This is a genomic window from Mesorhizobium sp. WSM3860 (assembly GCF_002294995.1).
Lineage (GTDB): Bacteria > Pseudomonadota > Alphaproteobacteria > Rhizobiales > Rhizobiaceae > Mesorhizobium.
Genome location: NZ_NSGF01000021.1, coordinates 49,517 through 63,900, shown reverse-complemented (window position 1 = coordinate 63,900; position 14,384 = coordinate 49,517). Strand labels below are relative to the sequence as shown.

6 protein-coding genes are annotated in these 14,384 nt (G+C 57.5%); 4 read left to right on the top strand and 2 right to left on the bottom strand.

Annotation, left to right across the window (positions count from 1 at the left end; translation table 11 throughout):
• The first annotated feature begins 132 nt into the window (after positions 1-132).
• The 4 genes from CK220_RS31635 (at position 133) to CK220_RS25925 (ending at position 4,640) form a co-directional block, all read left to right on the top strand.
• Positions 133-1,107: a hypothetical protein gene (locus CK220_RS31635; protein WP_141245228.1), complete on the top strand. Its 975-nt coding sequence runs from the start codon at positions 133-135 to the stop codon at positions 1,105-1,107.
• 55 nt (positions 1,108-1,162) lie between these two features.
• Positions 1,163-1,810 (top strand): hypothetical protein, encoded by a 648-nt coding sequence (locus CK220_RS25935; protein ID WP_095814247.1) that lies wholly within the window; start codon positions 1,163-1,165, stop codon positions 1,808-1,810.
• A gap of 207 nt (positions 1,811-2,017) precedes the next feature.
• Positions 2,018-2,464 carry a hypothetical protein gene (locus CK220_RS25930; protein WP_095814246.1) on the top strand — a complete coding sequence of 149 codons (447 nt, stop codon included), beginning with the start codon at positions 2,018-2,020 and terminating at the stop codon, positions 2,462-2,464.
• 85 nt (positions 2,465-2,549) lie between these two features.
• Positions 2,550-4,640, top strand: coding sequence for a 3'-5' exonuclease (locus CK220_RS25925; RefSeq protein WP_095814245.1), 2,091 nt, complete (start codon positions 2,550-2,552; stop codon positions 4,638-4,640).
• 35 nt (positions 4,641-4,675) lie between these two features.
• Here the strand turns inward: CK220_RS25925 and CK220_RS25920 are convergent, their stop codons facing one another.
• Both CK220_RS25920 and CK220_RS25915 read right to left on the bottom strand, forming a co-directional pair.
• The gene (locus tag CK220_RS25920; RefSeq protein ID WP_095814244.1) at positions 4,676-10,786 is read right to left on the bottom strand and encodes a DEAD/DEAH box helicase; all 6,111 of its coding nucleotides are present in this window, start codon (positions 10,784-10,786) and stop codon (positions 4,676-4,678) included.
• Complete coding sequence (locus CK220_RS25915) at positions 10,783-14,364, bottom strand: STY4851/ECs_5259 family protein (RefSeq protein WP_141245227.1); 3,582 nt, start codon at positions 14,362-14,364, stop codon at positions 10,783-10,785. The genes CK220_RS25920 and CK220_RS25915 overlap by 4 nt, the downstream gene beginning before the upstream one ends.
• Positions 14,365-14,384: the final 20 nt, after the last annotated feature.

The window sequence follows — 14,384 nt, the reverse complement described above, 5'->3', positions numbered from 1 at the left end:
ATATCTAAAATGGCATCGGGACTATGTTTTTCGGTCAGGTTGATGTCAAGATTGAAGAAGCCAAACAATATTCGCCGATAGTGTGAGCGCTACCGTCGACGAGTTGCTAAAGGTGTTCGGGGGTGTGAGTTTATGTGCAGTCAACGACTTAGCCCTAGCGAAGAGTTCCTAATTCTTTTTAATGAGTTACGTCGGGCCGCCAAATACGATCCTAAAAAGCTTAGGCAGTTTTATCGTCAGAGCGCCGCTATTAGACAGGCCACCGATGAACTCTACACCTTTATGTTTCGCACCAAGCTCGAGACGATGGTGGAGCAGGGCAAGCGATTCCACGTCGGTCTGCCGAAACGTTTCGGCTCCGACTACCAAGACTACAAATTGAATTGGAAGCACGCAGTCGAAGACGCAGGGTTCGTCGGCTTGTTCGCCCCCGATGGTCAGGGGCCTGTCAACCAGAGTGAGCGCAATCCTGGCCGCCTTCCGGAAACCCAGCGGCCCGATTTCGAACATGATGAGAATTTTGATCCGCGATATCACAACGCCGGATCCGTCATCGACATTGGCCTTGGATATCTGGCCGAGCTGGCAGATGATGAAATAGAAGATTATCGCCTCAGAAATCTCTGCCGAGTAGCCGTCGAGGGTGGTGACTACGTTCACCAAGTGATTGGTATCAATCTGATCAAATTGGCAGATCGATACCGACGCATCCCTGTCACTTTCGTGCCTGCTCACGTTGCTTCGACATTTCACCCCGGAACGAAAGGCCTTTTGACGCTCTTGGATGACGCCGTGCTCGCCTATGTGGCAGGCGCGTCAAATGCCTCGATCGCTATGTGCAGGGCGGTGCTCGAGAAACTGCTGAAAGTGCACTACCGGAGAGATGAGCTCGCGGGCGAGGACCTAGAGAACTTGATTGATTTTTGCGCTGGGCAGTTTGCATGGGTCGCACAGCGAAGGAAGCCGCTGCATGGCCTCAGGAAGCTGGCCAATCGAACTCTTCATTCGCCCGGGACCGGCACAGCGCTGTCTGCCCCGGATGAAGAGACTCTCCTCGCTGCTTTCGCCAATCTGAAATTCCTGATCGAGAAAGCACCGGTGCCCTGATTCCTGTGATCCTGGCCGACAGTAGGTGAACGTGTTTTTGGGGGGGAGGGAGTAGATGGAGCATACTCGCATTGCAGTGATCGAAAGCAATTGGTGGAGGAAATCGAACGTATCAGTGCGCGGGCTGTTCGATCTAATCGCAAACATGGCGTGCGAAAATCCGAACGCTTATCACTATGAAATGGCAAACAGCAAAGCTGCAATGAAGGAAGCCATTCCCCGCATTGGCAGCTATAAGGAGTGTAGCTATCTCTACATCGCGACCCACGGCGATTGGGCCGGGCTAGTGTTACTGAATGGCGAGACATTTTCTCGCAAAGCGCTACGAGATGCCTTAGTTCAGATCAGGCAGACGCCACAATCGAAACTCAGAGGTGTCCATTTGGGGTCTTGCTCATTTACCACTGATCGTTTGGCTCAATTCCTATACTCTGCAGACGTAGGCTTGAAGTGGATCGCCGGCTACACGGAGAATGTTGACTGGATTGAGTCCTCTGCGCTTGATTTACTGTTTTTCAACGAGCTCATGGCCAGGGAAGCAGAAACAGAAGGAAATGTAATCCGTAGAGTGGCGACAAAGCTCGGGGAGGTTGCCCCCGGGCTTCTCGAAAAACTCGGCTTCAAAATCTATGTCAGGAAGCGCGGCGGAGGCATTGCCAATTTGCTGGAAAAGCCTGAGTCCAGCGATCTAATAGATGTCTGAAGCGTGCGGGGCGATGGGCGGAAAGACGATTTCCGTGAGAGATTTCTTCGTGCGAACCGCGACCACAAAGGTGCGCCGGGCGGAACCTCTCTTCGCAGGCAGGAATTCGTGGGTTCCATTCGATCGATCGAGAAAGAGCGCGAGAGCGATATGCTCTGCCGACCGGATGGACATTTCTTCACGGCATAAAAGGGATAGAGCAGCAGCATGGCCAATATCACGTCGTCGGGCAAATTTGCCTCGGATCAGCCGCAATACTGTCTGTCGACAAATGATTTCGTGTTGCTGCGAATAATCAGGAGGCAGGAAGACATCGCCGTTATGACGGCGACAGCGGGCGAAGACGACAGTGGCAAATCAGCATACCCGGATCAGGAGCGACTTATCGATGCTGCGATAGCAGCTTTTTCGCCATTTGGAACGCCGAATCGTCACGCAAATGATCGTCATGGCCGACCATACGTAGAGTTCTCAGGTCTAAACGAATATCAGATCAAACAAGCAGGGAATCTTATGGCGGGCGCTTTGGGTGTGGAGCTGTTGGATATGGCGGAACTATGGATTGAGCTTTCCGATGCAGCGGACGAAGATGAGCAAGTTTACTTGTCGGATGGCATGTGGTTAGCGGAAGACGGTCAATTGACGAAACGATGACCACGATCCCGAGGCAGCGAGGGTAATCATCAGGGGACAGTGGAGGCCAGCGGCCCCAGCTTTGGAAGGACAGGAAGAAACTGGGATGCCCACCATTCTCGCCGACAGCTTCACTTCGTCCCTTGCCAAGCTCGCCAATGACGAGCAGAAGCAGGCGAAGCTGACGGCATTCGACCTGCAGGCAAACCCCGATCAGCCGGGCCTGCAGTTCCATCGGATCGACAAATCGAAGGATCCGAATTTCTGGTCGGTGCGAGTAAATCGGGATCTGCGAATAATCGTTCACAAGACAGGCGGAAGCCTGATGCTCGTCTATGTCGACCACCATGACGACGCCTACAAATGGGCGGAGCGGCGCCGGATCGAGTCTCATCCGAAAACAGGCGCGATCCAGATCGTCGAGGTGCGCGAGCTGGTTGAGGAGATCGCGTCTACACCACCCGGTCCTGCTCAGGCGACGTTGCCCCTTGAGGCGCCATCGCCGGTCCCCACTCCTTTGCTCTTTGCTGATCTATCATCCGACGACCTGCTTTCCGTCGGCGTGCCCGAAGACTGGCTGGACGACGTAATCGCCGCAACGGAAGATAAATTCTTTGCCCTTGTCGGTTACCTTCCACAGGAAGCCGTCGAGGCCTTGTTCGAATACGCGGCTACCGGTGTGCTTGAGGCTGAAGTTGCTTCGGTAGCCGATCCTCTCGCGCATCCCGACACACAGCGCCGATTCCGGATTTTGGAAGGTGCTGATGAGTTGCAGGCCGCTCTCGATGCGCCTTTCGAAAAGTGGACCGTGTTCTTGCATCCGCTCCAGAGAGGTGTTGTCGACCGCGACTACAGTGGACCGGCGCGAGTAGCGGGCTCGGCGGGAACGGGAAAAACTGTGGTCGCGCTGCATAGGGTTATGCGTCTCCTCAAGATGCATTCCGATGCGCGCGTGCTCCTCACAACCTTTTCCGTCCCATTGGCACGCTCTCTTTCCCGGAAACTTGCCGTGCTAGCGGCCGATCGGCCGGGTTTCCTAGACCGCGTAACAATCTCTTCCTTTGAGCAGACCGCGCATGAACTTTATGCACTCACCACTGGGCGCGAACCAGGTGTAGCGGAACAAGCAACAATTCGCTCTGCAGTTCTCAAGGCCGCAACAGACCAACAGGAGACCGAGTTTTCTCCGCAGTTCCTTGTCTCTGAGTGGGAAAACGTCATCGACGCCTGGCGTATCGACAGCGAGGCGGCCTATGCGACTGTCCCGCGCATGGGGCGCAAAAATCGTCTCGGCACTCGCCAACGTGAGAAGCTGTGGCGGGTCTTTGCTCAGGTGCGCGAAGGACTGGCGAAGCGCGGACTTTTGACCCCAGCAGGTCTGTTTGAAGCTGTAACACGCACCTACGCAAGTCGTTCTGAGAAGCCATTCACTCACGTGGTGGTGGACGAGGCGCAGGATCTCGGCGTGTCTGAACTTAGGTTTCTGGCGGCCATTGCGCCAGACAGGCCGGACGGGCTGTTCTTTGCGGGCGATCTCGGCCAGCGCATCTTCCAGCAGCCCTTCTCTTGGAAAGGGCTTGGCATCGACGTCCGCGGCCGTTCGTCGATACTAAAGGTCAACTACCGGACCTCGCATCAGATCCGTCACGCGGCAGATCGGCTCCTTCCTAAGAATATTCGTGACGTTGATGGCCTCGAAGATCTACGGTCAGGGACTGTCTCGGTATTCGAGGGTCCAGAACCGCAAATCGTTATTGCCGATAGTGTGGAGGCCGAGACTGGCCTCGCTGCTGCTTTCCTACGGGAGCTCGTCGACCAAGGCCTTGCACCTGCCGAAATCGGAATTTTCGTGCGCTCTCAGGATCAACTCGCGCGAGCGCGCGCAGCAGCAGAGATGGCGGTGCTCAAGACAAGAACACTGGTCGACGCGAAGGCTGGCGGGGACGAGGCGTTGCTCGGCATCATGCATCTAGCCAAAGGCTTGGAGTTTCGAGCAGTGGTCCTCATGGCGTGCGACGAAGGCGTGCTGCCGCTGGAATCCCGTGTGGCAGACGTGGCAGACGAGTTCGAACTCGACGAGGTAATCGCGACCGAACGGCAGCTTTTCTACGTCGCTGCGACGCGAGCCAGAGAGCGGCTGTTTGTGTCAGGCGTCGCACCTGGTTCTGAATTCCTCGACGACCTAAGGCGGCAGTGAACTGGCCGCTAGTCGCAGCTCTTGCTCGCGGCAGCCTAATTTGTTGAAGCAACGAAATACGTCTTGCCGATCCCGTTTCGTTGAAGAACAGCATTCGTGGCAGCAAGCCTCTTTGCCTGGGACCCTCTGTCCGCGCCGAAATCATGACGCACCGGAATATTTCGGGGCGCGGACCAAGCGCCGAAGCCTTGGTCGAGCACGATCGTAGCACGAGAGCCGTCCTTGAACTCGATCTCTAGGTAGCGTCCGTGCGGCACATCTTTGTGTGCCACTGACACCCGGATGTTGCGCTGCTGCCCCAACTGTTCGGTCACTGATTTCTGATCTCCCGCGTCCCGCCAATCATGCCCAATCTGCCAAGGTTGGCTACGCTGATCATTGATCCGTGGCGATCGAGTCTCGATGAAAAGAGATGCGTCGTTTGCACCCGATTTGAGAAATACCTGGCTGATCGTGTCGACAAGCAGGCGTGCAACGAGGGGCGACGAAACATAGGGGTCCTGATAGGTCGCCTTCTTGACTCCCACCCTCGGCCATGAGCCGCATTTAGTTAGAAGGTCGATTAGGGTTTTAGACGCTCGAGCGCCGAAAGATGCGATGTCACAGTCGAGCTCTGAACCAATCTGGACAAACTGCGCCCCTGGAATTGGCAAAAGCTTTTGGAGATCGATCGCGGCGAATTGAGGTTTGACCGAAGTCCTTCCGAACACCACTGAATGCGTCTTTGGGCTTCCCCACTGCGGGCCAGGGTGGCCGGACTCCAGCTCACGGGATGCCCAAACAGAACTCAATTCACCCTCACCAACAACTGAAAGCGCTGAGGCCCCGTTTTCGAAGGTCGGCGCGGTCGCAGATGCTAACTCGGCATTGTGGCTCATAGCGAAGTCGCGAAGGGCCAGCTTGTCGGCCGAACTGAGCTTCTCAATCTGTCCTGGCGGCAAGGCCAAACGCACCGAATGCCCTCGCATAGTCCAGCGCAGGAATTGTTCCGCCAGAGCCCAATTCTGGGTAGACGACGGGAGGCTCTGATCGGGCAGGTAGACCGTCAATCTTGATTGGGCAGACCGACGGAGTTCCCTGTCGATCTCATCGATAGGGGCGAGCGACAGCTCAGCGCCTGGAACAAACGAATCCGCCGGATCAAGTTCGTGCGGGAGGGAAAAATGATTGCGAACGAAATCGAGCGCTGCCTTGCGGTCCAGGTCATCCTTGCCATCGGGTGCGTCCGAGGTGAGCACGCACGCGGCGCAGGCCTTTTCACAGCCCGGCGTTTTGCAATCCAGAATCTGTTCCGCGCGACGAAGGATCGGCCTCATCAGATGTTCGAACGACACCGCGAAGCCCGCCCCACCTGTAGCTCGATCGAAGATGAACAGGGATGCAGTCGATGAACCGAGGTCATTTCGGCTCTCGGCGACGGAAAAGCCCATCTCATCCGCCTCGACCCCAAGTTCTTGAGACAGTGCTTCACGCAAGGCAATGATAAGCGCATTGGCCGCAGCACGCCGTAAAGGGTGTTGCGGCTGCAGTTCAAACACGTCCGTGGTGATCTCGTAACCGAGCGAGATGTTCCGCCTGATACTGAACGCCTTCTCGTTACCCGGACAAACCTCTTGTCCTTGACGGAAGCGCAAGGGTTTATGGTCAACCAGCGCCGGCGGGGGCGCGACCAGGCCGCGATTGTCCGTGTCGGGTTCTGCCCGGCCGCATTGCAGGCATATCGCATAGCCAAACCCATTTTGTCCGCCGCGATTGGAGTAGTATACAAGACCCTCTCGGCTGCATCGATAACGGCCTAGCTCGGGGACCGGCAGACGCCGCCACGCTGTATTCCGCGCCGACACGACCGGATCCTCCGGCGCGACATAGGTCAGCATGTCGGTGTCAGCATGCACACGGGCTCGCGGATCGACGGAGAACCCGGCAGGCCGGAGGAACTCGTGGCTATAAGGATGGTCGGCGCCACAAGCTTGGCACTGCTCTGGGCCTGAGCCGCGCTTCGTATCGCTTGCCCCGCATTCGGCACAATGCCAGTGAAAGCGCAGGCTCTGGACTTCGGTCAGGTTCTCTTCACTCGCAGGCCGTTTCCAGTTGAGCGTCACGCCGGCTGACTTGTGCACAAGTCCATCGAGCACGACTTCTGAGCCGGGGGCATAATCCCGAATCGCCAAGTCCAGCGACCGCTGCGGGCCAACGGTTCGGAACTGGCGCGCCCCATCCTGGCTATCTTCCGGAGATTTGAACTCCTTACCAGGTATGAACGAAACCACATCGGTCGGAAAGCCGTGGCCGGGAAGGAAACCTCGATCGGCCAACCCGCTCAGCAGAAATTCCCCGCACATCCGCCTAAGCTCGACTGCGATTCTGGACTTGCCCGCTTCTCTAACGCCTTCATCCTTCGCAAGGGCTACCAGGCCTTCCCATTCCGCAACGAAGGCCTTTGAAAGATCGGTGATCGCATTCCGTGTATGCTCCAGCAGCGTCCGGTCGCCCTCGAGGATTGATCGCTTTGTCAACGCCACCAGGTTTGTTTCGTGATCTGTTGCTACTCCTGGTCGTTCGAGCCATTCAATGAAAGTCTCGACAGGACGGTCGGCTTTGAGCGGGCGGGCTTCGGTCGGTTCGGTCGGGCAGCCCAAGAAGGCGCCGATCTGCATCTTGATCGTATCGCCGCCTCGGTCGCGCATGAATGCGCCCAGCAGAAAGGCATTTACGTGGCGTTGCACGATCGGCCGGCTGCTCAGCGTGACCATTGGGGCCGAGAGTGTCCGCCGAAGAAATCCATGCGGGTCGCGAAAAGCCTCGCGATCAAGAGGTCTGTCCTTGCAGAACGTGAACGCAAGGGCGACTGCCTGACCGCGACGACCGGCGCGACCGACACGTTGGCGATAATTGGCAATTGATGGCGGCACGTTGGTCATCATGACCGAGGAGACCGAGCCGATGTCCACGCCCATTTCCATTGTAGTTGAGCAATTTAGAATGTTGATCTTGCCGGCCTTGAAGTCTCGCTCGTATCGGCGCAATCGCCCGCTCGCCTGCTGGGCTGAATGCTCGGCCGAGCGCGCGTAATCAGCGAACAGTGCGACACGATCAGAGATCCCGTTCCATGCGCCTCGGTCCCGCAGGACCTTCACAGCAGGGTCGGATTGAATCCACTGATCGACTGCCTGCCTGGCATCGTCCATGTCGTGGCGCCCAAACAAGGGCTCAGGATGTCGTGGCATGACGACGGGAGCAGCCAGGCGGCGTTGCCCTGCCTTGTCCTGCAGCCCATAAGGCGTCAGCCCGAAAGGAGCAGCATCAAGAATCCGACGGGTCGAGGGGCAATAGAAAGCACTCGTGACTGGCGCAACGAAGGATTTGGAAAAATCGTAAACGCGCCGTTCAGGATCCGCGGAAAACGTCGGTTGGACCTGATGCCAGGCCATGCTCAGGCACTCGGCCAGGTCAGCCCTGTCAGCTGAGCTATCCAGGTCCAACCCCAGACCGTGAACGATCAGCGCTACCGGGTGCGAACGAGGGGAAGCACGGACAAAGCCGTTCGGCCAGGCCCGCAGGCTTTGATCCTGATAGGTCTGTTCTTCCGGACCGACCAGTGACCTCAGTTTCGCCTTCGGCGATATCCAGTGCAGCAATTGTCGCGATATTGAAATCGCGCCATTGGTCCTCACAAAGTGGGTAAGGACGGCGTCAAGGTAAGATCGCCAGTCGTCTAGGGTCTTTCCCCTGCGACGGAGCGCCCCCGGGAGCTCCTTGATCCTGTCGATCGCAGGGTTGCGCAGCCGCGCCATTCCCAGCGTCTCCAACGAATTGGCGCGCTGCGGCCGCCTAATGAATTCGCGGAGCAATAGAAATTCAGCGACCTTCTCGGGATCGGGGAATTGGGTCTCGTCGCGACTCTGCCAGACTGCCTTGATCCATTCAGCGACCTCTATTCGTTCTGACAGCCGGTTGACGAGCTCTGGCCACGCGACGCCCGCCTGATTGCCCGAAATCAGCGCGGACAGCGCCTGCCTTCTCTCTGCTAGCATTCCCTCCAGCGCGGGCAAGCGGGTGGTCTGAACTGCGGTTTCCAGTTGCCGAATATCGGTCTGGATACCCGCAATTTCTTCGCCTGCTCCCGCTTTGGGCTGCATTGAGGCTACGAGCTGGTGGTAGACAAAGCCTCGAACGAAGTTTCGCTCCGACTCGACTTGCAGTTTAGCGGCAATGCGGGCGGTGCCTTGGCGACTGTCGGTGAAGGAGAGGAGGCGGCGCCCGCCAGAGGGAAGTTTCTCGCCGTCGGTCGCTTTCGCCGGCTCTACTCCCTCAAGCAGGATCGGCGCTGCATTGCCAAGGACGAAGGGTGCGCCAAACCGCAGGGGCCGCAAGATGTCAAATTTTTTGGGACCATCCGGACTGCAATGTGGGCAGCTGCGGGGGCCGGCATGTTCTTCGCACAAGAGTGATAGGCCGCCCTCGGTGGGCGCGTCAGCGACTTGCCAACCTGCTTTCGCATCCAACCAAAATCCACGCGCCGCGGCGGTTGAATTGACGGCGAACAGTCGGTCGCGCTCGAATACAGCCTCCTTCTCTTGCGCCTCTTCCTCGGGGTCATCCCCAGCCTCTGATCCGGCATCGTTGTCACGAGCGCTTTCGAAGGCGAATTCGTCGCGTGGAGGGCTGCGCAGGGGTGCTGACAGCCGCGAGCCTCTCTCTGTCCCCTCTAAAAATGCCTCGCCGCATTCGATGCAATTTACGATCTCCAGCACTGGCGCAAGACAGGACGGGCAGTGATCCGAACGTTCAGCTAAGATCCGGCCAAATGGCCAGTCCGAAGGCCTTTCCGGGCAGCCCGCGTTGATGCAACTCCACACGCCAGGCATGGCGCGCTCGAAAGCGTGAAGACGCATTGGCGAAAGACGCTCCAGATCGCCATCGGGAGTCTTGCGCGCCGCGCGCGACATTGCCGTGACCAACTCGGGGGCAGATACACCATAGTTCCGGGCAACCTGTTCAAAGTCGGAGAGCGGCATGCTTCCCGCGAACAGTCTTTCGACCAAGCTCCAAGTCTGAGGATCACGTCCGAACACGTCATACAACCGGCCAGGATCGGCGCTCTGAATATCGCCAGCGATTGGATCATGCCGACCCTGTGGCCGGCCCGGCATGAGACGACGCCCTTCGACTATGCTAACGCGACCATCAGGAATGCCTGCTACGTCAGCCAGGAAACGCTGAAGCTGCTCACGCACGTTTTCGCCCGAACCGATTGTCGCCGATGTAGCGACGAAGCGAACCTCTTCCGGCTTTACGTCGAAGGCGAGCATCACCCGGCGCAGCAACAGGGCGATCTCAGCTGCCGCCGCGCCAACTAGAGAGTGGGCCTCATCAAGGACAATCCAGCGAAGCTTGCCTTTCGAAACGTCCAAGATTGGCCGATCCTCAGCGCGCGCAAGCATGTATTCGAACATGGTCACGTTCGTGACAAGCACGGGCGGGGGGTTGGCACGGAGCTGTGTCCTATCGATCACTTGCTCCGGCGATCGACGATGGTCGGATTCCTTGGCGTCCTTTGGAAGATCGCCGTTGTATAGACAAAAGCGAAGTTTGCCATTGAAGGGCCTTGTCCAGGCGGAGAGACGCTCGCGTTGGCTTTCAATCAGGGCGTTTAGTGGATAAAGCATTATGGCTTGCACGCCCCGGAGCGGCTCGCGCGGGGATCCCTCCTGTGCGGCCAGGTCGCTCAGAATAGGGAGCAGGAAGCATTCCGTCTTTCCCGAGCCGGTTCCCGACGTCACCAACACCGATCGTGGGATATTGTCGGCGAGCAATCGCCACGCTTCAGCCTGATGCAGGAAAGGCCTTCGCGTTCGCGGGAAACGGTAGTCGTGGTCGGCCGGCAATGAGTCCAATGCTGATACGAGATCCGGATGCAGCAAGGATCCTGAGAGTTCCTGCATGGCTTTTTTTGCAGTAACGAAGGGATGCGCTCCCTCAATTACCGCCTCTTGCGTCAAAGCGCCGCCCGCGGTGCTATTCCCGGTAAGCATTTCACGGAGAATCTGTCGCAGCCCATCATGGGCGAGTCCGGATTGTGAGACCACGGCCTCAGCCGTGCGTCGTTTCACTTCATGCAACACGTCGAACGGCGTTTTTGTCATTTGTAGCCATAAAATTTCAGAAGATGGGCGTAGGCTCCGGACACGTAGAACGGGTCTTCACGGATCGTGCGACGCGCCAGCAGCGCAAGGTCGTGCTCGATCGTCAATTTTGCCTGGGCGCTGGCGGCGAGTAGGATCGGTGCAAAGAGACCGGCGAAATCCTCGTGGGATTTCAACAGAATTTCCGGCGGGAGCTTCAAGCCGGATTCCATCAATCGGGCGGCAAGGTCGTTGCGTCCCTCATTGCTTCGATGAATCTGGCTCGCAATGTAGCCAGCGGTGAGATCCTTGAGCGAAGGGATGTTCGTAGCCTCACCGCCCATTCCCACCCGGCTGAATATGGAAGCCAATGCCGGTTCCAGCGGCGTCAATTCGGAACGTAAACTGGCCAAGCGTCCTAGCGCCTGTGTGCCAGCCTTCTCGGCACCGAAAATAGGTTCGAGCAACGTGGAAATGGCAGTTAAGTTGGCCTCAAGTGCCCCACGCCAGGCAGACAATGGCAATTCAAGCCAGAGGAAGGGCAACTCATTCTGAAGAGACCAAATGAGCGCGCGTTCCCCGGCATCGCGGGCATTGAACAGAAGTCCAATCAGTGCTTCGGGGTAGGATGGTAGCAGTTTCAGCGCGTCGAAGGCGTTCGCAGGGAGGCCATTCAGGTGAGTGGCGGCTTCAAGCAACCACCGGAAGCCGCCCTCTTCTTGGCCAATGCCATTAAGCGCATGCCCGATCTCGGCTTGGCGAGTGGCATAATCGGCTATTGTGAAAGTGGACACTAAATTGCCGGTATGAATTTCGGGTGAGTCTGGCCGCTGAACGGGTAGGGGTCTCGAAACTACATCCGCACCTTGGCGAAGATAGACAAGGCAGAGTCCCTTGCATCGCTCAGGGAATCGCCAGACCCCCAATGCCTCTGACTCCAGAGCGTGCTCATGGCGAGGATCGAAAACCATCCTTGCGACAGGTTGAATGCCGCTCCCGCTGGCCGCCTCTGGCCATCGAATCATCCCATCCTCGTGCACGAGTTGCTTGCTCCGATAGCGGCTTATGAAGATGGGCAAACGTGTGTCGCCTACGAATACAAGCTCCGCCAGATCGTCCTGGAGGGGAAGGCTCGCGAGAATTTCATCAAAGGCGCTTTTCAAAACGCCCAACGGCAGCTCCCCGTCCACGGCGGCGCTCAGTCCGCCCGACCTAGCTCCCTTGGCTCCGAGGTGAAGGACGGTTCTCCAGGGTGATATGGCGACTGCACCCCTAAGCGTCCCGAGATCAACCTGCGCTCCGGGTTCTAGAATTGCGCCATCAGACAGCGCAATGGCACCATCTCTGCCGACAAGCGGAACGATGACCTCGCATGTGTCACCCACGGGAGGACGAATCTGTATTGGGAGGCGATATAACGGGCGTCCTAGAAATCTGAATGAGATGGTCGTTGCGTTGATCTGGTCCGTCACACATGAAGAATCGGCTATCGAAGCCTTCCAACCCGGCAGCCCCTCCAACCGGATTTGGCCGCTTCGTGCATCCTTCATTGCCCCACTTACGTGGGCTCCAACCGGAAATAGTGCTACCAATCGCCTCTCAATTTGGATGTCAGCTACGGGGTCGCGCAGCGAAAATTCTACCATGCCCGAGGCGTCGATACGCCCCTGCCATTCCGCCCATTTGGCTCCCGGTCGCCGATAGAATAGTTCGCCGGCACGTGGCGGCCTCGGCTGGTTACCTCCATCACGGATGAGCGGACTAACCGGCGAGATAGCTAGTTCGCATTGGTTATCTGCAAGATCGAATCCTAGGGTCGTGCTGGATTGAAATTCGAGCTCGTGTTCGCGACCCTCGGTATCGGGTTCAACTCTGAAACGGATCGATTCACTCTCGCCACCGCGGAAATATGCTGTGCCGACCAGACGGGCTAGCCTGCGTCCAAGATGGGGTAGCACCTCGATCTCAGCAATCGCAGCTTCTGATGCCGACTCAATCGACCAGTCTTCTGGAAACAGGACATAGAGGGTCTTATGTGGAGAGCTTACCGAGCCTGATCGCAATAGGCGCAGGAGTGGCTTATCTGGCGTTGAACCTTCGTCTTCGCGAAATACTAGTAAATCCGAACGCAACGGCTCGCCATGTGGCCAAATCAAAGGACAAGGGGCTAAACCAGGAGACGTCAGCGTCACGGTAACAGCCGCGGAGAATGGAAAATTCCTCACTAGCTTTGCGGTTCGCGTATAGGGAAGAACACGCCAGCGACGCTGTTCTCCCATAGGCGCCTCAAACAGCGCTAACTCTCCAGAAAGGTGGTTGCTGAGTTCTCCAGTAGGAACCGCCCTTACTCGGCCCTGCGTAGGCAGGTTAGGCAATTTCGACGGCGGGATCTCTCCGTCTGCCAGCAACTGCAACGCCGTTATCCACTGTCCATCGAATTTGGCCAGAAACCGTCGAGCCTCGACACCCTCCGTAGAGAGTCCGGCCATCCTTTCATCGAGCAGCCCGGTCAGTAACTCGGCTACGAGCGCTTCGTCCTCGGCCGGAACGTATATCGGGAGGTCCTCCCTCCAACTGGGGAGCCTAATGTCGAGCAGCGCGGAATTGCGAATATTGCCAGCTGCCTCGGCCTCGGCCCGGTGGCGAAGATTCAGAAGTTTCTCGACCAGTTCGGAGCAGAGGGCAACAAAATCCGCGTGCTGATAGCTTTTGCGCATCCTGCCGCGTTCTTCTTCGGCGATCTCCAGAATCTCTTCAAGTGTATCCACCCTCGAGGCGATGGCCCGGCGCATGATCGATCGAAGGTAGTCCCTGAGCCATGCTCGTGCGCCGCTGGTGAGAATGCGGACCGGAAATCCACCCTCCAGCGCTACGGTGAGTAGGAATTCGCGGCCGGATTCGCTTCTTCGCAAATCGCGTCGCCAGTATCGCAATCCCCGGTCGGCCAAATCGCGCTTGCAGGAATCTGGGATAGCCGGAAAGAGGTCGGGCGCAGGGTCGTTCCATCTGAGAAAGGTCGAATTCGATTCGCGTCTGAACCATTCTGCGCAATAAGCGACGAATAGCGCGCCTGCGCGGTCGTCCGGGGTAACTAGGCGCCCTTCCGACGCCAAATACCGAAGGATCTCCTTCACGCGCTCAAATTCATGGTCGGTCATACGATAGCGATAGAGCGGTCGTGTATCTGGTTGCGGAGTGTTCCTTGCCGACAGAAAAGCTCGGAGCCAATCTCGGACCGGGCCGGATTGCCGAGGCCGTTCCTCTGCCTTGGCTTGCGGAACTCGAGTGAAAGCACGACGAGCTTTAACTACCTCGAACTGCAGCTCGAGAGCCTCATCGCTTTCTCGCATTTTCAGTTCGCGATTGAGCTCATCCAGGAACTGAGCGTCGTGCCGCCTTTGCTCAAATATCTCACAAAGCTGCTCATCTGGAAGGCGAGACAGATCGATAGAACCTACACGCCCCAATTTCCTCTCCCCAATACCCCAATCAACAATGCACGATCTGAAATAAAAGAAAAACGCTTTTTGATTGGCACAAAGGATACTTGTTCGGGGATCTTTTCCTGGGTCTGCGCCTAGACCGGTGGCGCTGCGCAATACGGCTTGCCTCCGCACTC